General features: G+C 42.7%; 17 protein-coding genes. 7 read left to right on the top strand and 10 right to left on the bottom strand.

Annotated features, from left to right (window positions below):
• Positions 1-126: 126 nt before the first annotated feature.
• The 6 genes from ACED53_RS02350 to ACED53_RS02375 form a co-directional block, all read right to left on the bottom strand.
• Entirely contained in the window at positions 127-945 is an 819-nt protein-coding gene (locus ACED53_RS02350) for an ETEC_3214 domain-containing protein (RefSeq protein WP_017101530.1), read from the bottom strand.
• Positions 946-954: 9 nt separating this feature from the next.
• Entirely contained in the window at positions 955-1,407 is a 453-nt protein-coding gene (locus tag ACED53_RS02355; RefSeq protein ID WP_017101531.1) for a hypothetical protein, read from the bottom strand.
• 9 nt (positions 1,408-1,416) lie between these two features.
• Complete coding sequence (locus ACED53_RS02360; RefSeq protein WP_017101532.1) at positions 1,417-2,640, bottom strand: murein transglycosylase domain-containing protein; 1,224 nt, start codon at positions 2,638-2,640, stop codon at positions 1,417-1,419.
• A 21-nt stretch (positions 2,641-2,661) separates the two neighbouring features.
• Positions 2,662-3,636 (bottom strand): LPP20 family lipoprotein, encoded by a 975-nt coding sequence (locus ACED53_RS02365; RefSeq protein ID WP_017101533.1) that lies wholly within the window; start codon positions 3,634-3,636, stop codon positions 2,662-2,664.
• Entirely contained in the window at positions 3,636-4,283 is a 648-nt protein-coding gene (locus tag ACED53_RS02370) for a hypothetical protein (RefSeq protein WP_017101534.1), read from the bottom strand. Before ACED53_RS02370 ends, ACED53_RS02365 begins: the two co-directional genes overlap by 1 nt.
• 84 nt (positions 4,284-4,367) lie before the next feature.
• Positions 4,368-6,176 (bottom strand): caspase family protein, encoded by a 1,809-nt coding sequence (locus tag ACED53_RS02375; protein WP_241816730.1) that lies wholly within the window; start codon positions 6,174-6,176, stop codon positions 4,368-4,370.
• Positions 6,177-6,425: 249 nt separating this feature from the next.
• Here ACED53_RS02375 and ACED53_RS02380 point away from each other — a divergent pair, with 249 nt between their 5' ends.
• From ACED53_RS02380 to ACED53_RS02395, 4 genes are all read left to right on the top strand, one after another.
• On the top strand, positions 6,426-6,560 hold the full coding sequence (locus ACED53_RS02380; RefSeq protein WP_017101536.1) for a hypothetical protein: 135 nt from the start codon (positions 6,426-6,428) through the stop codon (positions 6,558-6,560).
• Positions 6,561-6,568: 8 nt separating this feature from the next.
• On the top strand, positions 6,569-7,543 hold the full coding sequence (locus tag ACED53_RS02385) for a bifunctional oligoribonuclease/PAP phosphatase NrnA (protein ID WP_017101537.1): 975 nt from the start codon (positions 6,569-6,571) through the stop codon (positions 7,541-7,543).
• A gap of 223 nt (positions 7,544-7,766) precedes the next feature.
• Positions 7,767-8,792, top strand: coding sequence for a two-component system response regulator (locus tag ACED53_RS02390; RefSeq protein WP_017101539.1), 1,026 nt, complete (start codon positions 7,767-7,769; stop codon positions 8,790-8,792).
• Positions 8,785-13,758 carry an ATP-binding protein gene (locus ACED53_RS02395; RefSeq protein ID WP_029225555.1) on the top strand — a complete coding sequence of 1,658 codons (4,974 nt, stop codon included), beginning with the start codon at positions 8,785-8,787 and terminating at the stop codon, positions 13,756-13,758. Before ACED53_RS02390 ends, ACED53_RS02395 begins: the two co-directional genes overlap by 8 nt.
• 94 nt (positions 13,759-13,852) lie before the next feature.
• Here ACED53_RS02395 and ACED53_RS02400 read toward each other — a convergent pair whose 3' ends face one another.
• Positions 13,853-14,743 carry a LysR family transcriptional regulator gene (locus ACED53_RS02400; RefSeq protein ID WP_017101541.1) on the bottom strand — a complete coding sequence of 297 codons (891 nt, stop codon included), beginning with the start codon at positions 14,741-14,743 and terminating at the stop codon, positions 13,853-13,855.
• A gap of 308 nt (positions 14,744-15,051) precedes the next feature.
• Between ACED53_RS02400 and ACED53_RS02405 the strand changes: the two genes are divergently transcribed.
• A complete protein-coding gene (locus ACED53_RS02405; protein ID WP_029225556.1) occupies positions 15,052-16,227 on the top strand; it encodes an MFS transporter in 1,176 nt (391 codons plus the stop codon).
• A gap of 213 nt (positions 16,228-16,440) precedes the next feature.
• Here ACED53_RS02405 and ACED53_RS02410 read toward each other — a convergent pair whose 3' ends face one another.
• The 3 genes from ACED53_RS02410 to ACED53_RS02420 form a co-directional block, all read right to left on the bottom strand.
• Positions 16,441-19,197, bottom strand: a complete 2,757-nt coding sequence (locus ACED53_RS02410; protein ID WP_017101543.1) for an immune inhibitor A domain-containing protein — start codon at positions 19,195-19,197, stop codon at positions 16,441-16,443.
• Positions 19,198-19,244: 47 nt separating this feature from the next.
• The gene (locus tag ACED53_RS02415) at positions 19,245-19,556 is read right to left on the bottom strand and encodes a hypothetical protein (RefSeq protein ID WP_029225557.1); all 312 of its coding nucleotides are present in this window, start codon (positions 19,554-19,556) and stop codon (positions 19,245-19,247) included.
• A gap of 576 nt (positions 19,557-20,132) precedes the next feature.
• A complete protein-coding gene (locus tag ACED53_RS02420; RefSeq protein ID WP_017101545.1) occupies positions 20,133-21,095 on the bottom strand; it encodes a hypothetical protein in 963 nt (320 codons plus the stop codon).
• A 151-nt stretch (positions 21,096-21,246) separates the two neighbouring features.
• Here ACED53_RS02420 and ACED53_RS02425 point away from each other — a divergent pair, with 151 nt between their 5' ends.
• Together ACED53_RS02425 and ACED53_RS02430 are read left to right on the top strand one after the other, a co-directional pair.
• On the top strand, positions 21,247-21,714 hold the full coding sequence (locus ACED53_RS02425) for an Lrp/AsnC family transcriptional regulator (RefSeq protein ID WP_009844861.1): 468 nt from the start codon (positions 21,247-21,249) through the stop codon (positions 21,712-21,714).
• A 206-nt stretch (positions 21,715-21,920) separates the two neighbouring features.
• Positions 21,921-23,483 (top strand): PAS domain-containing methyl-accepting chemotaxis protein, encoded by a 1,563-nt coding sequence (locus ACED53_RS02430; protein ID WP_017101546.1) that lies wholly within the window; start codon positions 21,921-21,923, stop codon positions 23,481-23,483.
• Positions 23,484-23,694 lie beyond the last annotated feature (211 nt).

Genomic DNA, 23,694 nt, shown 5'->3' on the forward strand with positions numbered 1-23,694 from the left:
ATGTATAGCTGATTTTTAAGACTTGCTCAGTTTTAGCAAACTCAATGAGTTCATCAATGTACGTAGAGCTAACCGAATCAGATATACACATTACTGGATACCGATTATCAATGACCAACGCTGCTGTTAATCAGTGATCAATTCATATTCAAGTTTGGTAAGAATTGCAGGGGCAAGTGATTCTAAATCGACCGTCGTATACCCATAAAAGTTTGGCCTGATTTCACTACGTAGTTTAGTTAGAGAATCTTTTGTATTCTCTTCCATCATCAATTTATCATTAAAATCAGCGAGTAACTTGAGTTGTTGCGCAGAGAGAGGGGATAGGTATTCGCTGTAACCACCGACAGAGCTGTATAACAGTTCATAGCGACCACCTTCTGCTTCTTCAATGTAATAATTCCCTGAACGCGCAATATTGGATATGGCAGCATGTTCTGTTGTCGAGTTAACGAAGTTGGTTTCCAAATAAGTGGCGCTGCCTGCGTGGTAGTTCACATCAGCGACAAACCCCGGTTTAGGGAAAATGAGAAAAGCATCTATTGTGTCGTTGGATGTTATTGCAGAAAGAATAAACTTACTGTCTTTGTAGTATTTTATCTGTACCTCACCATTCGACATCTTGGTATAAACCGGAGAGCCAAATGTCTCTTCTAAAATGCCACTGGAAGCACGAATATAGACTTTAGAAAGGCGCTCGTTAGATGGAGCATCTGAAAAGTTAGAAATTAAGAGGTCCCAACCTTTGCTTCCCATATCAATAGCATCGTTGAACTGACCACCTGCGATGATCAGCGCAATGATGGCAAGGATAGAGTTTGGTGTCTTCTCTCTCATTATTTCAAGAAAATCTTTTTGATCTTCGTTGGGAGCTTGTTGAGTTAAAGACACGTCTTCTTCTGGTGCTGTTTTATCAACAGATGAAGGTAGAGCTTGTTCTGACATGATAAAACCTTATTCAGCAACAACTTGAGGTGCTCGTGCAACCACACGGGTACATAAATATTCTTCGACATCTTTTTCTACAGAAACGCTTTCTGTTACCCAGGTAAACTTCATTAGCTGGTTGGTTAGTTGTTTTGTGGTCGATTTAGCGGTTACGGTTGTAGTCACAACATTGTCTTTACGATCGGCTGTTACAATCTTCTTTTTCTCCGAGGTTCGATTTGTATCGAGCTCTTTTTGCACCATGGCTTCGAGAGATGCGGCTAGCGATGCTCTCGCCTCCATTGAAGCGATGTCCATATCAAGCGTCATGTCTCCCATACTTTCAACACAAGCAACGCCTGCGATTAAGCCTTCAGGCAAATCAAATTGTGGGTTCATGCGCCAACTAGGAAATTCGGAGTTAGCGGCTGCTTGAAATGACAATGTAGTAATTGCAGCGATAATTAGAGTCTTTTTCATGTTTTATCCTTAAATCATATTCTTTTCGTAATTAACTTCTGCTTTACTTACTTTTTTCAAGTAGTTACGAGTTTCCGCAGCAGAATGCTTTCGTTGGATAGTTTGGAATACTTGTTGTGGTTCAAGCTGGTTAATATTCTTGATTGCAACTGAGCGTTTGCCACCGAAAATATGATAGATTGGCCCCATGCCTCCGTTGTAAGCCGCTGTTATGCAGTACTTTAAGCTCTCTTCATTGGTAACGCCTTTGAAGTAGCGAGAGCGCAGTAAGTGCAAATAAGCGGTACCGACCTCAATGTTTTTTTCGGGGTCGAATAAGTATTCTTTATTCAGTAACTGTTGTTCACCAAATAGGAAGTTTGTCGCATCTAATCCTGCGGAACTTGGGACAATTTGCATCAGGCCAAAGGCAGGAACATGTGAGGTTGCTGTAGGATCGAAAGCGCTTTCTGTTTTGATGATAGACAGTATAAATTCAGGCTCAAGTTTGTATTTTTCTGCGTAAACTTCAACGGTATCAAAAAAGCGTTGTTCTTTACGATTAAGCCAACTTGGCGGAAAAGAAATAACGGCTTTGAGAACGGTATTGCCTTTACTGTCTTTGGCTTTGGTCACGGCCACAGTTTCAAGAGCCTTGTCTAACTCTTGAGCCTGAACCTTTGGTGTTTCGGAAACGGGTAAGAATGTCTTGTCACTGAGTTTCTCAACATTTGTTGCTTCAATCAGTTCAGAGGTATAAGCATCGGCTTGTTGGGCTTCGCCTATGGTCAGCTGAGACGTGCGCACGATCTCTTCTTTGAGTTCTTCTATTGAGGTTGTTTCACCTGCAATAGTGGTGACTTGAATCGTATTTTTCTCGAAGTTAACTTCACGCTTTATTTGTAGAGAGGGGCTGTAGCTGACCCACTTAAATTGGTCGCTAAAGGTAGGATTATCCCAAGATTCTGAAACTTTGATTTTAAACTTATCAAACTCTTGTTTAGCTTGTGCCACATATTGATCGAATTCGCAGTTTTTTTGCACTTTGTAAAGATCAAATTGGGCTTCACTGCAGAGTTTGTATTTTTCAAACTCATCTTTCGCTTCAAAAGGTTGATTGACAAAATGTTCGACGCTAGGGCAACTTTGTTCGGTAATTGAAAGTTCACACGCTTGCTGCAGCGTATCTGCAGATGCCCATCCACTAGAGATCAGTATCGCTAAAGGGGATAGCTGGCAAATTATTTTCTTCATATCTGTTCCTTGACCGAGGGGTTAACCTTTCTCTATCGAGAGCCGTTCCATGACAAAATCACAGTGCTCGAAATAGTTCAGGATCAACCCAAACCCTGGGGTGTCTGTTGATAAACGCGATTCATCCAATCGCTCAAATCGAGAGGTGTCTATTTTTGTAGGGCAGAGCAATGCGATATTGGTATCGTAGGTCTCTTGTCCGTTGTTGAGCAGCGCTTCGATTCCGTCATACTGATTTCTATCTGGAAACTCGATAGAGTCACCATCTGTGACTTGATGGTTTTCAACTAACACGCCTGTACTGCCATCTTCATAAACTTGAAACAAAGAGAGATAACCCGCTTGGTTTGAGTTGAGTTGAATAAAGTAATGGTCGCCAGCATTGAGTCGTCGCTTGGATGAGCGAATCTTTATACTTTCATCTGAATAGTTGAAAAATAGGTGGTTATACTTTGCTTCCGGTAGTATTAACTGGCCACTACTGTTGGAAAGCATCCAGCCCCCAGCAAACCGCTCGATATCTATATCTGGCAGACATTGGTGCTGTTCCACCCAGTTTTTTAGCATGGTAGTTGTAGACCAGTATGGGTGTAATTCACTGTGACATTGTGATTTCTTTAACCAAGCAGAGAGCTTTTGTGCAAATGACTCGGGGTCATATTGAACTTGAACATAAAACTGGTTTTGCGATTTTTCACTGTTGATAACGGTGACGTTGTTTCGGAAAACCACATTGGATATGGACTCTTTATGAGAAGCCGCAGATTTTTTCAACTCGCCATTTTTGAAGGTTTTAGTACTGGTGGTCTTACTGACTATTCGGTTTTCAACACCTTTAGCCAGATCATGATAAGCCGCGTCTTTGGCTTGTTGATAAGTGTTGCCTTTGCCGAACCCATAGCTCAAGGTTGAGTCTGATGGCACCTCCCCGTACCAAGACGGGGAAGCGAAAGCACAAGCACTTGACAGGGAGATGATTAGCGCTAGTATTTTCATTAGTCTTCCGGCTGTGGCTCGGGAGCTGAACGAAGGCTCCAACTAGCATTTGGTTTTCCTTTAGAGTTGTACCTTACTAGTGAAATCATTTTCCCTGATTGAGCTGCGCTAATTAAATGATCACCATAAGCTACACCATAATTAAGCGCGGAAGCATTTTTTAGAACTTCTTTAAAACCATCGGCGTTAGCTGCTAACTCATTGTTTTCTAAGGGTCCGCTCATGACTTGACCTCCTGCCGAGTTACCGCCTGAGTATCCCCTTTGCGTTTGGATGCTCCATATTTGTCTACCGTCTGCTCCGACAGAGGGCCCATCGATATACCAACTGCGTCCCTTGTTATCTGAGTAATGCCCTGAAACCAACTGATTTGCACTAGCAAAAGCAACAGACTTAACTGAGCTCATATTCTTAAAGATTAGATTACCGTTTTTGTCGGCTGCAAATTGAGCGCTCATGTCAAAGAACTGGGTTTGTCCTGTCTCTTTGTTGGTTACCGGAACGCGCAGCATGGTGACTTGATTACCAGCGCCTTGGAAATGAGCTCCTTGGAAAGCGATATCTAGATTCGAGTTTTCTACATCTGCAGCGAAGGCTGTTGATGAGATTAGAAGAGCGGATGTTGCTAAAAGTGTTTTCTTAAACATGGATATAAGCCTTAATCAATGTTTCAAATAGGTTGTAAATTGAAATAGTTTTAAAAGTGGTACGATCTTAAAAGAGACATGCTCTTAAAGTGACATAGTCTTGTTACCGGTAATTGTTGGATGTTGACGTTTTAAATCCCCCATCTCAAAAGAGGCAGATTTCACTTTGTCGTAAACATCTTGATAAAGCGTATTCACATCCTTGTTTCCCTCGATCATTGACTTCATGAGGTAGTAACTAAACAGGCGATGACCTTTTTCTTGGTACATATTGGAATACTCTTTATCGCGTCCCGCGGTGATCACGACCATACGCTCAGGATCAATACTGACTTTTTTCGGTGCCAGTCTGGAGGCGGCAACCCCTTTGATGACCGATACACCATCAGTCGCTCCACTGAAACAACTGTCTACCATAACGACTATCTTGCCTGCTTTGCTGCTAGACAGTGTTTTGTAGAGGTTATCGAGTTTGAAGAACTCATCATCAGTTATGTAGTCAGGGATCTTATCTTGCGGGAGAATGTAAGGATCATTATCGGGAATCGCAGGGATACCGTGTCCACTGTAGTAGAAGTAAACCGTATCGCCTTCATCGACGTTGTCTAACATTAAACGTAACTTATCTTTAATCGCACCACTGGTTGCGTCACGGTCAATGAGTTCGTAGACGTGCCTTTCTGGAACACCCAGAACTTTTGTCGCGACGTCAGACATCACTTCACCACTGCTGCGCGCAAAGGCTACTTGATCTGAATTTGCGTAATCTTCGATAGATAGGTTGAAGAACCAGTTGGATGAATTACTTTCCACAGGCACAAAGCCATTAAGTAGTTGCTTCAATTCATCAGAGGCGGTGTTGTCCGTTGCTGAGAGGCGTGAATCGACTTCAAACGCATCGATTAAGTTAGGGTTTTGCATCTCTAGCCCTGGAGTCGCGGCACTGCTTGGGCCACTGTTAAGAACCACACTCAGAGCTTCGGGCTGATAATTACTTTTAGCCACATCCCCTGAGAACATTACGTCATTGTAGTTGCCTTTTATATTTACGAGCTCTAGTTGATTCTCGTCATAAGAGTAGGTGAGTGCGAGGTCAAGGTTATCGATATTGCTGAAGACATCACGCGCCTGCTCAAGAGGTACATTTAGAATAATGTCTCGCTGATAGTTTTGATTTGACGCTTTAAACAACAGGTGCATTTGCTGGTTTTCAGCATCATAACTCTTTGTTGTGACGACCGGCTTACCCATTACATCTCTAAAAGCCTTAGCCACGAGTCGAGTTTTTTGCACGCCCAAGTTGCCCTTTCGAGAGTCTGCCCCTTCTTGTAGGACTCGAATTTTGGCATTTCGAGCTTCTACTTGTTGACGGTATTTAAGTTGTATAGCGGCTATTTGTTGTTGTCGTTCTATTCGCAATTTTTCGACGCGTTGATCAAATTGAGTTTTGGTTTCAAATTGATCTTTGACGATTTCTGGCGCTTTGGGCAGATCAGGCTCTCGAACTGGTGGTGGGATGTCTGAGCTGCTTAATGTGGTGTGTTGTACTTCGTATAAAGAGGCGACAGCACCAACCAATGACATTGGGTCGTCAGATTGTATACATCCGATAGAACTCGTCATGTATTGTTGTTCGGTAGAGGACTCTTGTCCTGCAAATAGGTCAACATTATTGCTTGCTTTTTTTTGTCCGCCGCGAGTGATGACCTTGCCATTCAGCGAAATAGGAGCATCAACTTGCAGCTCTCCGCCAAGTTGCCAAATATCAGGATTAGATGAACATACAGTTCCCTGTTTAGAGTGCGAAAATTCAAATTGATTGTCAGCGTTAGCAAAACTAATAGTTGGTGCTAGCGCAAATAGCATACCTGTGACAATTCTATTCCGTGTCATTAGATAAGTCTTCCGTATGGCCGTAGTGTCAGATGAGCTCAAGACCATATAATCTAGTTGAATATCACTCAATAGCGCATCAATCGCAATGAGATATAAGTCAATGTTTGTTTTGTTAAATGTGAGCAAGTTTTAGTTAATTTGGGAGGAGTGTTTCTTAATTTGCTTCTATTTGAGAGGCTTAGGAGGGTGTTGTTCTTACTTTTAGAGCTCAATTGATTCGCTTAATTTATAAATGGTGGTGTTCTCATGTTAAAAATTATTGCTCTTCTCTTAATCGCTATCGGCGTTTTTATTGGAATTCAATATGGAGATGAGATGGTTAGTCAATTGGATAGTGGTACTGAAACTGTTCTCAATACAATAGAAAAGCTCAAAGGTTAAGGTGAAGTATGTCTATTTTCTCATTTGACGATTTTCTGGAACGCCTGAAGGACTGTGAACGAATCATCATTCAAGCTCATGACTTTCCTGATCATGATGCGGTAGGCTCCGCTTTTGCTCTCGCTTATTTACTTAGGAAGAAGGGCTTTAAACCCCTCATTACCTATCAAGGCTTTATTGACCGTGTTTCTTTACATAATTTGATTGGGTGGCTTGATATTCCCATCGTTAAGTCACACCGATTAGATCTAAAACCCAATGATAAAATCATTGTTGTGGATGGCTGTATTGGTGAAAAAAACGTTACCGATTTACCAGGTATAGAAGTTGGTGTGATCGATCATCATCAGGTTATAGCACCCAGTTTCGTTTGGTTTTCAGATATTCGACCTAACTATGGCGCAACAGCTTCCATTATGGTTGAGTACTTTAATCATTACGATCTGCCTATTCCAGAGCGCGTAGCAACGGCTTTACTTGTTGGATTAACGTTCGATACGGCAAATTTTACCCGAGCAATGAACAAAGCTGATATCAAAGCTCTCTTTCAACTCCAAAGCTGTGCCGATATGAATATGGTAAATCGTATTTGTCGCAATCAAATCGAATATCAAGAATTGAAGTTATTTGATTCCATGTTTGAAGCTATTAGGAAAGATGGCAATTGTGCATTTGGCAGCTTACCAGAAGGGTGCCCCAAAAATATGCTGGGAGTGCTTGGCGACTTTCTATTGACCGTTGATGAAATAGATATAGTAGTGTTAAGTGCTCGTAGCCATGAGAGAACATTCGTTTCATTGCGTTCTGAGTGCCCCAAAAATGATGTAGCTAAGGTGATAAAGAGAGCTTTGAATGATACAGGTGCTGGGTTTGGTGGAGGACACTCACATATGGCTGGTGGTGTCGTTAATCAAGTCTTTAATCACTCTAATGAACAAAGTTTTGTTTATGATCTAATTCGTCCTCAGTTGATTGTCTGTTGATTTTAAGCGAGTGTTTGTTGAACTAATCGATGGTTTTTATCTGGTTCACATTCAAAGGATGGATGCCGAATTTTTGACTGGTCATACTTCGACAAACGTTGGTTTGATGTCACTCGAAGATCTACTCTTCATTTTCAATAAACAATTGCTATTTTTTCTGATTAACCTCTAAAAATCGTTCTACACTATATTTATAACTGTTTGATTTTTATACGAGGTATCAATGAGTCGTAAACCCATAGTGTTAGTCGTAGATGACACCCCAAGCAATTTGGATGTGTTGACTGCAATACTTAAAGATACCTATCAAGTCAAAGTAGCAATTAACGGTACCATTGGCATCAAGATAGCCAAGATGGTGCCTCAGCCAGACCTCATTCTTCTCGATATCATGATGCCAGATATTGATGGTTATGAAGTTTGCCGACAGCTCAAAGAACAGCCCAACACCGCGCATATCCCCATTATCTTCGTTACTGCCAAAATTGGACCTGAAGCCGAAGTAAAAGGGCTCTCCTTGGGGGCTGTAGATTACCTAACCAAACCGATAACCCCTGCTATTGCACTCCAGCGTGTGAAAACGCATATCGCACTTTATGACCAACAACGCGCGTTGTTTAGTCAGGTAAAAGAGAAAACTCAAGAGATCAATCTCGGTAAGCTAGAAACACTGAACATATTGGGTAGAGCGGCTGAATTTAAAGACAATGAAACAGGCATGCACGTTAAGCGTATGAGTCACTACTGTGAAGTGCTAGCTAAAGCCTTGGGAATGACTGACGAAGATGCCGAGACGTTGCGTGATGCAGCACCAATGCATGATATTGGCAAGATCGGTATTCCTGATAGCGTATTACTCAAGCCGGGTAAGTTGGATGCTGGTGAGTGGAATACCATGCAGAAACACGTCGAGTACGGTGTTGAAATTCTTGGTAGGCAGGGCGACTCCAAACTGATGCGTATGGCGATTCAGGTGGCGCAATATCATCATGAGAAATGGGATGGCAGCGGTTACCCAAACCAGATCGCGGGTGAAGAAATTCCATTGGTAGGAAGAATCGCTGCGGTGGCTGATGTGTTTGATGCCCTGACAGCAGAGCGTCCTTATAAGAAGGCTTGGAGTGTCGATGAGGCACTGAGCTTGTTTGAAGAACAGAAAGGCAAACATTTTGATCCAACTATCGTTGATCTGTTCTTTCTTAAGTTGCCCGAGATTCTTGCGATTAAAGAGAAGTTTAGCGATGAGTGATGGCTTGATGTTGTCACTAAATCGTTTTGTATTATCTCTTATCATTGGCTTATTGGTGTGGTCACTAGTCATTCGCAGTGTAAACGCCGGCGAAGTGAGCGATGCAACGTTAAATCAGTGGTTAGAAAACCAACCAACGATTACCTTTGTTACCCTTACCGACCATTACCCATACTCATTTATCGATGAAGAAGGAAAGGTCTCAGGGATCATCAAAGATTGGACATTAGATCTTGAACAGCGTTTTGGTGTTCATGTTCGGTTTGTCACAGTTAACTCGCGTGTCGAGGCTAAAGCCGCGTTAGTCGACGGGCGAGGCGACGTGTTCCCATTCCAACAGTTCGACCCAAGTGAAGGTGGACGTTTTCTTGCAAGTGATCCCTATATTCCTTATCAGGTGGCTGTGATAGTCCCTATCGACAAAAAACTCGATGGAAATCTAGATCAAAATAATAAACGCCGCATTGCGATGGTAAATGAAAACATAGACTTGGAGCGTGCAGGAGTGAGGTTGAGCTCTATCGAAAGAGTCGATTTTGAGAATGTTATTGATGCGGTGCGTGCGTTAGGGTCTGGTGATGTTGAAGGCATGGTCGGTGAACCTATCACCACTATGGATCTTGCGAAAAAGATTGGCGTTCATGATCTAGCGGTCAACTATGTTTTGGAGCATTGGAAAAAGTTAGAAGCGTCGATGGTGATTCGAAATGACGAACCAGAGCTACTGACGCTAATCAACAAACAAATTGAAACTTTTGACGTTGCAAATAAGAACCAGATTTTATCAAAGTGGCTAGATACCTCTCCTTATCGAGTGCCACTAAAAGGCGTATTTGGCTTTGGTAACCCTCCGTATATGTATCCAGACAGCACCGCGGTCGGGCTAGAACACGACATTATTCAACGTGCTCTTAATGATATGGGGTATAAGCTGGGTGACGTTGTCACTCTCCCTCCTAGTGCCGCTAGAAAGGCCATCGACAACAATAATTCTATTGCCTTTGTTTCTGGCGTTCAGTTTGATGATCCTAATGCTCATTTCCTAAGTGATAAAGTTCTTAATGTTGAGTTTGTTCCTGTTTCACTGACTCGCCGCAAGCTCAAACTTGAATCTCAGAACGACCTATCACTAGGGGCGTTATTGTTCGACGAGACCTCACCAATTAAAAAGTCTGTTGAAGTACTGAAGGGTAAGTTAGACATTGGTCGTGTCGAAGATTACGAAGGTCTTGAATCGGCATTCTCACAATTGAGGGCTCAAAATGTTGACCTGTTAATGGTTGAACGAAGAGTTCTGGAGTGGTTTATCACCAATACTCGTTTTATTGAAATGGCAGAGCTAACGTTACATGACGAGTATAAAGTTGAGTATCCGATCTATGTTGACTTTAAGAGTGAGGAAATCAGAGACAGCTTCAATGCCGCGATTAACAACCTTAAACAGGCCGATGACGGTTTAAGCCAAATTATCGAGATGCAGGTTCAGAATGATCTAAGCCAAGTGCTTAAAAAGGCGAATATCATAGCGCAAATATCCGCGTATTTTATCGTCAATGACCGCTTTGAAGAGTTAACCGAAGTTTTTGAAATTTTCGATACGGACAGTTCATTTCAGGTGATCACTGCACAGGCGGATAATAGTAATCGTCCAATCAAATCTTGGTACATCGGTAACCTAGTTGATGAATATGGAGAGAAGAAAAACACCTCTCACTTTTCATCAGTCACCAAGGTGGCAAATTATCGAACCAAAGGAGGGAGCACCAATTCTGGTTCGATGACTTTCTACTTTGATGTTCAGTCGTTAGAGCGGAACCATGTTTATTTTCCATCAGTCGAACAATTTAGTTCATTCGGAGATGCGGCGAAACGCTATATTGCGGATGTTTATCAAGCGAGTAATTTGACTGGAGAGATCTTAAATCTAAGCCAAAAAGAGAGGAAGTGGATCAAAGACAATCCGGATGTTCGGATAGGTATCGATCCAAATTCGTTGCCTTATGAGGCGGTATCCAATACCGGTGAATACATCGGTATGATTGACGATTACCTAACGCTCATTGAGCAGAAAACAGGGTTAAGTATCAACCATGTAGACGTTGCAAGTTGGTCTGAGACCCGAAGCTTGGTTGATCATCATGAAGTAGAACTGGTCTCCGCAGCACAAGAGAACCGTTCGTTAGGAGACAACGTCAAAGCAGTCAAGAGCCTGTTTTCAAGCCGTTTAGCTATTGCATCGAGACGAGACATAAGTAGCTTGGTGCTTGAGGAAGCTGAAGGATGGAAAATCGGTATCTTGAAGAACGCAGCAAATACCGATGCGATTGTCGGGAAATACCCGAATATTGAATGGGTGAAAGTAGAATCCACTGAAGATGGGCTTAACCGACTGGATGATGAAACCCTAGATGGCATGATCGATACTGTCGAAGTCCTAAACTACATCATTGATTCATTTGGTCATCGTGAGGTCGGAATTATCGGACGACTTGATTTTTTCCTTTCACCCACCTTACACGTCATTAAGTCTGAACCTTTGCTCTATTCCATTGTGAATAAGGCAATTGAGAGCATTTCTGCTGAAGAACGTCAAAAGATCTCAGCAAAATGGGCGGCGCCTAAAGCGATAGAAAGAGTTGACTATCAATTGGTTTACACCATTTCGGTTTTTTCTCTGGTGATCCTTCTTCTTATTATTTTTTGGAATCGTAAATTAACTAAGCAGATCATTATTGCTAAGGAAGCGACCGAAGCTCTAGAAAAGGCGCAGAACCAACTCTACAACATGCTAAATAGCTCTCCAATCGCCGCTAGTGTTGTGTTAGAAGAGAAGGTTCGCTATGCCAACGATACTGCGAAACGCCTGTTTGGGGTTGAAGATCTGGATCTTGATTCTATCGATGCGGCTGCTATTCATGACTCTTTATCCGTTCGGGACGATGTACATAAGGAGCTTAATCTCAATGGAAAGGTGGTAAACAGAGAGTTGGTGCTAAGAAAGTCTGACGGAACCCGTTTCGTCGCGCTCGTCAGCTATTATTTGTTTGAGCTAGATGGCGAGATAGCAACACTATTTTGGGCATTCGATATTTCAGAAATGAAACGCCTAAACGAACAACTTGAAGAAGAGAAACAGAGAGCCGATCTGGCTAGCCAAGCTAAATCGGAATTCTTAGCCAATATGAGTCACGAAATTAGAACGCCAATGAACGCAATAATTGGTTTGTCTTATCTGGCCATTGGCGAAATATCTAATCCTGTTGCTCGAAACTATATTGAGAAAGTGCACCGTTCGGGGCATTCACTGTTAAGCATCATTAATGACATCCTCGACTTCTCTAAGATAGAGGCGGGACAGCTTGCCATTGATAGCATCCCATTTGATCCCGCAACGACCTTTAAAGATGTGATTGAGTTGATGGAGTCGAAAGCGGCTGAGAAACAACTCAATTTGTCGATGGTCATAGACCCAGAATTAGACGCGCCATTACAAGGCGATCCCTTGAGGTTGTTCCAAGTCATACTCAACCTTGTGGGCAACGCGATTAAGTTTACGGAAAAAGGCAGCGTAGCGTTAACGGTGGAGCATGTTGACTCGAACGATAGCAGCCTAACCATGAAAGTGAGTGTGATGGATACCGGGATAGGCATCTCGGATGAGAACCGTCACAAGCTGTTTGAAGCCTTTAGCCAAGCGGATACCACTACAACACGTCGGTTTGGCGGTACAGGGCTTGGGCTCAACATTAGCCAGAAATTAGTGCATGCGATGGGCAGTCAAATTACGGTAGAGAGTGTTTACGGGCAAGGCAGTGAGTTCTCCTTTGTACTGACATTGCCACGATCAAGCTCGGATGCGTTAGCCGATTTCAAAGCCCAAGAGTTGCAGTTGGATTATCAGATAGAGTTCAAAGGCCAAAGAGTGTTATTGGTTGAAGACAATGAGCTGAACCAAGATCTCGCCTTAGCATTTTTCAGTCGTTCTAATTTAAATGCCGATCTTGCTGAAAACGGAAAGGAAGCGCTTGAACTAGCTAAAAACAACGACTACGAAATAATCTTTATGGATCTTCAAATGCCAATTATGGACGGCTTTGAAGCTACCCGTTTGATTCGTGAATTCGATACAGATGTACCGATTATTGCAATGTCGGCCAATGTTTTTGCTGATGCGAAACAACGAGCGAGGGCGTCGGGCGTAACGGACTTCTTGGATAAGCCAATTGTTATTGATAAAGCGATGTCTTTGATTACTCGATATATTGTTCCTGAGGTGTTAGTTGAAGGTCGAGCGCCATCAGACACGCCTTCAGATGCGATACAGACGGGTGATTCTGGTGAGAGTGCGGAATTACACTCCGATACTCACATAGAGCCGCCTGTTTTCTCTCAGTCGAGGTTTGAACAATTGACTTATCATGATGTGAAGCTGCAAGCCAAAATGCTTGATAGGTTCTGCCAAGGCTCGCCAGACATGATGTCGGAAGCTTTTGATAATTTAGTACAAGGCGAATGGGAGACGTTAGAGCGTAATCTACATACCTTAAAAAGCATGGCAGCTGCGATTGGTGGATTGCGATTGGCAGAGTTACTCAAAGATTTAGAAAGCAAAGCTCATAACAAGGCGTGTGATGAAGAGGATCTTAAGCAAGGCGAACTTGGGTTAATCGAATTGATTAGAGCGGTTGAGAGCAGCTTTGATGTGTCTGGTGCCAAAGGATCCAATACGACAAGTACTGACGAAGCCGATGCGAGTATTATTGATACCTCTGACTCACCGAACATCACGTCAGAACAGTATGCTCAGTTGCTATCACTGCTGGATGCTTATGACAACGACGCAACTCAATATGTGACTGATTTACTGGCACAGTATCCACATTCTGCGGTTCTCAAAGATGTTCGAAGTGCGTTAGATCATTACGACTTTGAACGAGCCAAAGAGGGGCTCAGCGCTTCTGAGTAGCTGTCTTTTATTAATATCACTTCAACATTAAAGCCTTTAGCTCTTACAGCGAAATAACGAACTAGCTAAAGGCTTTAAATCTATCTATACCGAACTAACCACTCACGTTCTGTTTGATCAGTTCAACAACCGTATCGTATCGGTGCGGCAGTTTTCGGTTTCGTTTTTGAACCAAATACAGCGTTTCCTCAACTTCTACCTTTGGCGGCACAACGTGTAGCTTGTCTCTATCTGGGAAGTGTTCAACCGCGCCAGCCGGTAATACAGTAAAACCCAATCCTTTTGATACGGGCAGTAAGATCTGGTGAAGCTGATTGATGTAGCCAGATCTTGGTATCTCATTAACGTTGATGTTCGCTAAGTCTTTATCTCCGCAAAGGTCGAAATACAAAGACAAATAGTGTGCGGAATCTGGGTGGGCAATCAGGCCAATGTCGTTCAATACTTGCGGTGTTATCTCCAAATCAGCAAGGCTGTGATGGACAATAAGACACAGTGCTTCTTTGCCAATAACTTGGCTCTGATAATAGCTGTCATTGGGTGAATGTCTTACGATTCCAATATCGGTGGTGCCTTGGATTAGGTCGTTCAATATCTTTTTGTTCGGTGCCGCTTCTAGGTTGATGCTCAGGTCTTGATGTTGCTGCTGCAGTTCAAGAAGCTTGGGATACAGACGCAAAGAGAGTGAACCCGAACAGGATAGATGACATTGCCCAGAATAAGGATTGTCGAAACTCAGAGATTCGAATAGATCTTCTTGGTCTTTTTCTAGCTTCAGTGCATAGCGATACATAATTCGACCTTGTTCGGTCAGTTCGAAGCTCTTATTTTCCCTCGATAACAAGTCACAGTTACAAGCTTGCTCAAGCTTTTTGATGTGTTGGCTAACGCCAGGCTGTGTCATATACAGCTTTTCTGCAGTTTGGGTGAAATGACCAACTTCAACCAGAGCCTTAAATGTATTGAGCCAAAGTGGATTAATCATACTCACCTTTAAATGCTAACGCCTATGGATAAAAAGGCTTACAAGTAACAGAGCCTCTAAATAACAAATCCTATAAACAACAAAGCTTTTGAATAACAAAAAATTATTATTATCTTAAGTGATGATAATTTCAACTCTAGAGCGTAAAGCAACGAAGATCAAAGCACCTTTGGCGGAATACACTTCGAAGTCGAGACTCGTGGCTCTTTAATTGAGTGCTTTGGTGAGGTCATTAAAAGTAACAAAGAGTTGCGACTTTGTTGATTTTTTGTTCTATTGACCAACTGTGCTCATATTTAGGAACGAAGATGAATAGAAATGTTTGGCTGCTCTCACTGTGTCAGGCTTTGTTGATGACGGGCAACATATTACTGATCTCAGTGATTGGCTTGATAGGCAAACAGATTGCACCCAGTGTCAGCATGATTACTTTGCCTGTAGCGTTGCAGTTTTTAGGCTTAATGGCAGCCACTATTCCTGCATCTTTAATTTCAGGAAAATTAGGACGAAAACGAGGGTTCAGTATCGGTAATGTGGTTGGCATTACAGGGGCGAGCCTTGCAACTTACGCTTTATCTCAGCAACATTTCTATCTGTTTTGTTTCGCCACATTTTTGCTTGGGATAGGTATTGGTTTTGGTACGCTTTATCGTTTCGCGGCTATCGAAGTGTGTGACGAAAATGCACGCCACCGTGCGATTTCAATATCAATGGCTGGTGGAGTATTGGCGGCGGTACTTGGGCCTAACTTAGCGATCATGTCTCAACAATGGTCAGCAGATGGCTTGTACATCGGTGCTTTTGCTTCGCTGATCGGCCTAAACATCTTAGCTTTAGCCTTGTTACAAACCATTCAGTTTCCTAAGGTCTCTTTTAATAGACAGGCTCCCAAAGCCGACCCTTTAAGTGTGATCGTTAAAGCGCCGAACTTTATTGGCGCTGTGTTTGCGGCCATGGTTGCTTACGCAGTAATGAACATTTTGATGACGGCAACGCCATTGGCGATGATTGGTTGCGGATTCGATTTTACTAAGGCCGCTGGTGTCATTGAGTGGCACGTATTGGGTATGTTTGTACCTGCATTCTTTACGGGTTCCCTCATCGAGAAGTTCGGCTCAAGAATGATGATCCTTGCGGGTGGTGTGTTATTTGTGGTGAGTATTGCCATCAATATCCATGGCGTATCAATTTGGCACTTCAGGGCGGCTTTGGTCGTGCTTGGTGTGGGTTGGAACTTTATGTTCATCGCTGCAACAGGTTTATTCAGCCAGTCGTATCAAGCTCAAAACAAAGCTAAGGCACAAGCGTTCAATGAATTTGTTGTGTTTGGTTGTGTGACTGTCACGGCGCTACTGTCTGGTTGGTTGGAGTCAACAGCAGGGTGGCAGAACCTTAATCTCTACGTATTACCATTCGTTTTGGCCGTAATTTTGTTGTTTGCATTCAGTGCGCGTAAATCACGCATTCAAAAGCAGCCCGTGTAATGGTTCGTCGAATGGTGGTTCAGCAAGTTTTTTACTGTGACTAAACCCCTAGTATCTTAAATTGCGACCAATAAAAAGCCCTACCGAATCGGTAGGGCTTTCGCTTATGGCTTAAATAATGACGTTTTCTTAAAACTGCTGTCGTGGTTTATATCCTGTGACAACAGTACTTAAGCTTATTTTGTAAATCCTCATGATAGAGCCTGCTATGATTTACAGGTCGACTAAAATTGTCTTAGTCGTAATCCCGCCTTGGTCATCGATTATCTTCAGTGTCACCTTGTGCTTACCGTATGAAGGGAAGATTGAAGTGAATGTACGACCTCGTTTCACCTTACCGTTTGGAAGTGTCCACTCGGTATCAACAATACGACCATCACTGTCTGAACTTGTTGACCACATGGTTACCCAGCGACCCAAGTGAATGTACTTCGCGCTTGCTTCTGGAAGAGCGTTTGGAGATTCAACACTCACTACGGAGCTGAACGAATCGGTATTGCCTTTGTCGTCGACAACAGTCAAGTTCACCGTGTATTCACCTGCTTGCTCGTAAGACCAAGTTGGTGTCACTTCGTTACTTGTTGTTCCGTTGCCCAAGTCCCATAGATAACTGGTGATCTCACCGTCTTGGTCTGAGCTAAAGTTACGTGCTGAAACGTTCAGGCCAGTGACATTAAGCTCGAAGTTCGCAGTAGGAGCGATGTTGTGTTGGCTTACTTTAGATAAGCGAACCACACCGTATTCGTTGTTGTCACTCTGATTCACAATATCGACCGCTAAACCAAACTCCGTCAGGATACGCCCTGAGTCTGGTGCTTGAGGCGATGTGTAATCTTGGTCATCAGAGAAGCTAGCATTGCCAACTAAACTGGTATCTTCGAGCACATCATTGTCGCTGTTTACAAGACGCATTGGAGTATGATCTTTGAGTGAAAACGCCGCATCACGAACTTGGTAACGAGTTTGAGCGACTTCACCGGATTTTTCCCAAGTCATTGCATTCTGGTCGGCATCGACCACACCTAACCAACCTTCACCTGGGTGTTTGCCTACCCAGTTATCAGTCAGAGATTCGTCTACGTACCAAATAATCAAACCCGGATCGAATGAGATCAGTTGGCCCATGCGTTTGATGTTGGCTAGACCCTCATCAACGTCCATGTGGCTGCGCCATTGCAACAGGTAGTAGTGTTGCGCTTGGTGGAACCCATTACTCAGCTTGTAACCATTTAGGGCGAAGGTGGAGTTGCTCTCACCATCGTCTATTAAGGTTACTTCACCATCAACGACCACACTGAGGTTATCCAAATAGAAACCTTCCATCGCCAAGCCACCATCGGTGATGTATTCAAACGAAAGCTCTACTTCTTGGCCTGCCCATTGTGAAACGTCGAACTCAGCATCAATCCACCCGCCAGATTCGCCGCCAATAGCAGGAACGAGGCCAGTATTGTACGGGTCATCCATTGAGGTGATGTTGCCGGCAATGGCTTGTCCATTCACGAGTACGCGTGCAAAGTCGTAGTCTTTCTCAATTTCATACCAAGTTTTGAACGAAAGCAGTGCAGAATCGCCGGCTGGAATCACCAACTTGCGTGTCATGCTGTTTTTCAGGTCATCGCCTTTTTGAGAGTGGAACGAATACTCACCAGCAAACGGTTTTAAACCTTCGATCTGTTTTTCTGGAAGATCCACTTTAATCATGTTCGGACGGTTGTTATCCGTTGTTTGGAACAACGTATAAACCTGTGGGTTGTCTTCTAGGTCATCAATCGAGATTTGATCATCGTTAACCCAGCGACCACCAATCGACTTCTGTAGGAAGTGTTTTGCCCAAGAGCTGAATGCCGTTGGCTGTGTGCCACCAATTTGACCAGCCCAACTGCCCGAAGACATGATTGACCAGTAAGAGACAGGTTCACCCTTGCCTGTATATTGCGTGTCGTACTCGTCTGGCAAGCCTAAATCATGGCCATACTCGTGAGCACATACACCAGCTGCGGCATCAATCGGTTGAATCGTGTAATCAAATGCTGCGTATTGGCCACCAAAGCGGTCTGGAAGCGAGCTAGAGGTGCCTTTAAGTACATGAGTGCGACCAAGGTTGAATCGGTGAGACCAAATCGCATCAGGGCCTAATACGCCACCACCGGCTTCTTCACCAACAGATGCGTGGAACACCATTAGATGATCAATCACACCATCGGGTTCACGGAAGTTTCCGTCACCGTCGTAATCGTAACGATCTTCAATATCGTAATCGGCTAGGTTGATGCTAGGATCTTGAGCCAATTGATTCAGTGCTTCGCGAACCAGTTCTTGCGCGTTGAGATCGTTGTCGGTAGTAGGGGAGTTACCCCCATAGAATGACGCAGGTTTAGAGGCGCGATACCAACCTGCAGCTTGGCCCGCAACGCTGTAACTATCACCAGATTCGCTTTGGTAATACTGACGCATCGAGATTAGGTTTTCGCCGTTTGGCCCAGTGTAGCCAGAGTTTGAAAACAACAACTCTTGATAATGTTCTGGGTTGTAGCTCTCGTAGAGCATTTGTGTGTGCTCTTCGGTCAGTTTGTTGTTATCCCAGTTCAAATCAGGGAAATCGACTAACAGAGCGAGTACTTTATCGGTACGCTTGGTGCCGACTTCTAACGCAAAGACGCTCGCCTTTTTAACACCAGATCCTTTTTCTATGGCTTTAAGTATTTTCGCTCGTTGCTCAAGTGCTTTTTTACCGAATTGAGCGTCACCTTTAAAACCGGAAGTGATTTTATTCTTCAAGTAGCGGTCAAGTGCGTCGTGCTTTGCCACATCGGTTGCATCTTGGTCGACTAAGCCCTGTCTAACTAGCATTTCAATGAGTTTGTCTTCATTAACAACGCCTAAATCAATAGGTGTTTTTGCATAACTACTGACGCTAAATAGAGTAAGCATTGCTGAAGCCAACAATGTTTTTCTCATCATTTTCATTATATTTTCCTTTTATATTTCCATGTCGATATCAGTATCAACTTGCCTTATTCGGAGCTGTTGTCCGAGTTTGGCCTAATACACTCTTGTGGTGTCTTATTTAACTGACGTGTGTTTGTTGTATTTTTTTTACTTTCTATCTCCTTTGTATTGGTTGTCTCTTTTCTACTTTTTGAATCAAACGGAGTGCTCTTCGCTTTTTTAGCGTTGAGATAGATACGTAAAGCTTCTTGATTTTCCTCATAGGTTAAGCTAGAACAGATAACACCTCGTTTAATCAATGACTTAAGCAATAGTTCATCGTTCTCAATAGTGGAAGCCTGTGACAGTGATGACAAAGTTAGAACCATTAAAGTCATTGCTTTTATGGGTGTTTTTGTAAGAATCTTAGTTGTGCGAGCCTCGGTTGTAAGAGGCGCTGTTATAAGGAGCATATTAAAAAGAGCCATCAGTTTTGATTATGTAACAAAATATATTTATAAAATTAACCAATCAAATAGATAATTATTACAAGCAATTGTTCGTTCCGATTTCAACATTTAAAGTTAATATCAAATAATGGTCGTTATTTATTTTATTATCAGCTATTTAATGAGTTTTGTTGAATGAATAGTTGATAGTTTGGATTTTAATAATCTTGGTTGGGAAGTGATTATTATCTTGAGAGTACTTTATACAAGGTATGGAGTTATAAGTAATAAGATGCGTTTTATATTCTCTGTGTTTAAACATTGCATTTAATAATTGAGTTATTAGTAAATACCTGTGCTGAAATTATTTTCACACGAAATATCAATAATTAGGGTGTTGAGAATGATTTTCAGTGTTTCAAGGGCGTGAAATTTAAAAATAGCGGAGGTGATAGGAGTACCAAGTCGTAAAAAAGAACCCGTATTTGAGTTCTTTTCCTTTTATTCTTGTTGGCGATTTACTTATTACTGAGAGACATCGCGATAAAAATACCGTTCGCAAGTGCTTGGATTCATGCGCTTAATGACGTTTGATATCACAGCGACAACCAACACCGAGAATACAAGCCTTCCCCAAAATATGGTGTAGAAATCAGCCCCGATGAGTAGGATCAACAACGTATCTTCAATTAAACTGTGGAGCAAGTTGAGCAACATGATTGCGGTGAATACGTCTCTTGCTGAGATATGCCCTTTCTTGGCTTCATTGATTAATAAGCCGCCACCAAACGAAAGGCCGAGCGTGATTCCTATTATTGTTAGGTTTGTTGCGTCTTTGCTGATTCCTAGCAGCCTCAAGAACGGTCTTAACAATATTGCCATGAGCTTTTCAATGCCGAGAATCTTTAAAACTTTGAGTAACAGTAATAGTACTGAGATTACCATGAAGATAACCGCAAAGTTCTTGAACTGTTCAAGCGCCCAACCAAGATAACTCGTGTCTCCAGATACTTCCGGTTGCCAAAGCACGGTTGCTGGGTAGTTGAGCCAGTCTCCGTATTGATAACTGAGGTTGAGTAGCCATGCCAGCACTAAGCTTCCCCCCACTCTCACCGATAGGGTAGCCAGCCAGCTAACACCTGCTTTTTTGGCAATAGCGCCTTCAATTGGCAATGAGTGAGCAAGGAGCATCATGCTGCCTAAAATTGAGGCTTGAGCAACCGTTAAGGGAACATCGGAATTAATAAGGATAATTAGCCCGGCATAGATGTTGGTGAGTATGGTAGTTGCCCATACTAGACCCATTTCTTTGGGTAATCCGACGCTTTCCATTATAGGGCTTAGCCATTCGCTAAGAATCATTATGCCGCCAAGCTCTTCGACGACTTTTATCAATATGATGATTGGAATCATGATACGGAAAAGCGTCGAAGTGACATCGAAGATTTCTTTGAGGAGCTCTTTGAAAAATTGATAGGTTGATTTCATTGTTACGACCATAACTCGTTGTGTTGTATAAAAAGATCTTACCGCGATTGTTGTGATTATTATTTCAAAAATAACCTATAAAGTTGCCTGTAATTTTTAAATTGCCTTAAAGTAAGAAATTATCAATCAAAAAATCATGGTTTAAGAAATTATGGAAATAGACCGTATAGATAGAAGCATATTGGTTGAGCTTCAGAAGAATAACCGGATCCCTAATCAATCGTTAGCCGAGATCGTAGGGCTATCACCTCCTGCTTGCTTAAAGCGAGTGAAACGATTGAGGCAAGAGGGCGTGATAGTCGGTGATGTATCGATCATTAATCCTGAGCTTACTGGTAGCAAGATGACCCTAGTTGTGTCCGTTGAAATGGAGCGCGATCGAGGGGATATCTATCAAATTTTTCGCCATTCTATTTCTAAGGCGTCAGAGGTTACTCAGTGCTATCAGATATCAGGCAGCTTTGATTTTATGTTGATTGTTACGGTGAAAGATATACAAGCTTACGAAGACTTTGTTGAACGAGTATTGCGCAAAGATCTGAATATTCGCAAGTTCCATACCTCAGTCTCTATGAGAACCGTGAAATTTACCACTGCAGTTAACTTAGATGAGTCATGACCTTTAGTCAGATAGAGGTGTGAACAATTAGATCAAAGGCATAATAGTTAGGAAAGAGACGTAGCGTTTAGAGTTTTGTGAGGTGCATGGGTTATTTTTGTATAAATAGCAGTCATTTACACAAAATGTTACGTTCGCATTTTGTCATAACTTTAATAATTGTATATATTCCTCGGCTACAATAATAGTTAACAAAAGTTAATATAATGACAGCCAGCTCTCCTTCTCAATCTCGTGAAACGCTTTTAAGCGAAAATGAACAACTTGTCTCAACTACTGACCTTAAAGGTGTGATTACCTATAGTAATGACGCTTTTTGCCGCATTGCAGAATACAACCAAGATGAATTACTTGGGCAAAACCATAATATTGTTAGGCATGGTGATATGCCTAAAGCGGCTTTTGCCGATATGTGGGTGAATCTAAAACAAGGAAAGGCGTGGCGCGGGATCGTAAAAAACAAAACTAAATCCGGTGGGTACTACTGGGTTGATGCTTACGTTACCCCTATTTATGATGGCGGGAAGGTGAGTGGCTATCAGTCTGTTCGTGTTAAGCCGAAAAGCGAGTGGGTGCAAGTTGCGGATAAGGCCTATCAAAGCTTATTGAAAGCTGAGACGTCAGGTCGCCAATGGTCACTACAGATCAGTGACAGTGTTCGTTACGCAGTATTACTCGGCTCTTTGGCTGCGCCTCTGATTTCAAATCTTGTAGAAGTAGGGCAAGCATCGCAGTGGATATTGAGTCTTCTTCCTGTTTCTGCTCTCGCACTGCTTTTCCGACAAGAGCTCATTGATACTCCATTACAGTTGAAAAAACTGCAATCTAAATTCGATAGTGTCAGTCGCCTTGTCTACTCAGGTAACAGTCAGTACTCTGTTGCCGATTTTCATCTCAAGCTGATGTCTGCACGAATTCGCACTGTATTAGGCCGTATGACAGACTCAGCGAAACCATTGCAAGATTTAGCTGATAATCTTAATGCGACGTCATACCAAGTCACTGAAGCGCTTGATCAGCAGACAAAAGATATTCTTCAGGTACGTGAAGCAACTGAAGAGGTTGAGGTAACCGCCAATGAAGTCTCTTCTCGTACAGAAGAAGCTCACCAAATTGTCGATGTTACCTTGCAAACTTGTGCTGGTGCTAAAGAGAGCATTGATCAAACCCATCGTAACCTTGAAAACTTGGCATCTCAGGCGGAGAAAGCGACGCACACGACTTACCAATTGAGCGACCAAGCGCAAAGCGTGAGCAAGATAATGGAAGAGATTGGTGGTATCGCTGAGCAAACCAACTTGTTGGCACTTAACGCCGCGATTGAAGCGGCAAGAGCAGGCGAGCAAGGAAGAGGCTTTGCAGTTGTTGCCGATGAAGTACGTGCGTTATCTGGGCGAACGTCAAAGGCCACAGTTCAGATTAAAGAGAGCATCGATACCATGCTGGCGACGATTGAAAGCTGGCAGAAAGATATTCTGGCGAACCGAGACCAAACAGACGCGTGCGGTGATGTTGCGAAGGTGAGCGCAGAGCGTTTATCTGAAGTTGAAAATCTAATGCAATCGATGAATGAATTGATGCAATCTGTTGAAAGCTCTGCTCATAAACAACGTGAACTATCGAGCGAAGTAAACCTGCATATGCAGTCTATCGCTTCTACCGCAGAGCAAAACTTGGTTGCAACACATTCCGTGAAAGACCACTCCACAGAGCTAAAAGAGCAAGTGAATGAGTTCTATCACTTAGCGAAGCGCTTCGAAGAAAAATAGCGGTTAGATTTTAGAGTAATGAGAAATAAGAGAAGCCTAGCGAAACTAGCAGGGCTTTTTTGTGGCTCAAAAGAGCAGATTACAAAAACAGAAAGCCCCCAATAATTGATGTCCAACTGTTGGGGGCCGTTCATAATGCAGGCTCTTTAGTGTGTTTAGGGCGTGTTGACCTTTCGTGGTTAAATTTTGTTCGAGATAAAAGCGTTTTAAT

Source organism: Vibrio sp. 1F169, assembly GCF_041439605.1.
In the GTDB taxonomy this organism is placed as follows: Bacteria; Pseudomonadota; Gammaproteobacteria; order Enterobacterales; family Vibrionaceae; genus Vibrio; species Vibrio tasmaniensis_A.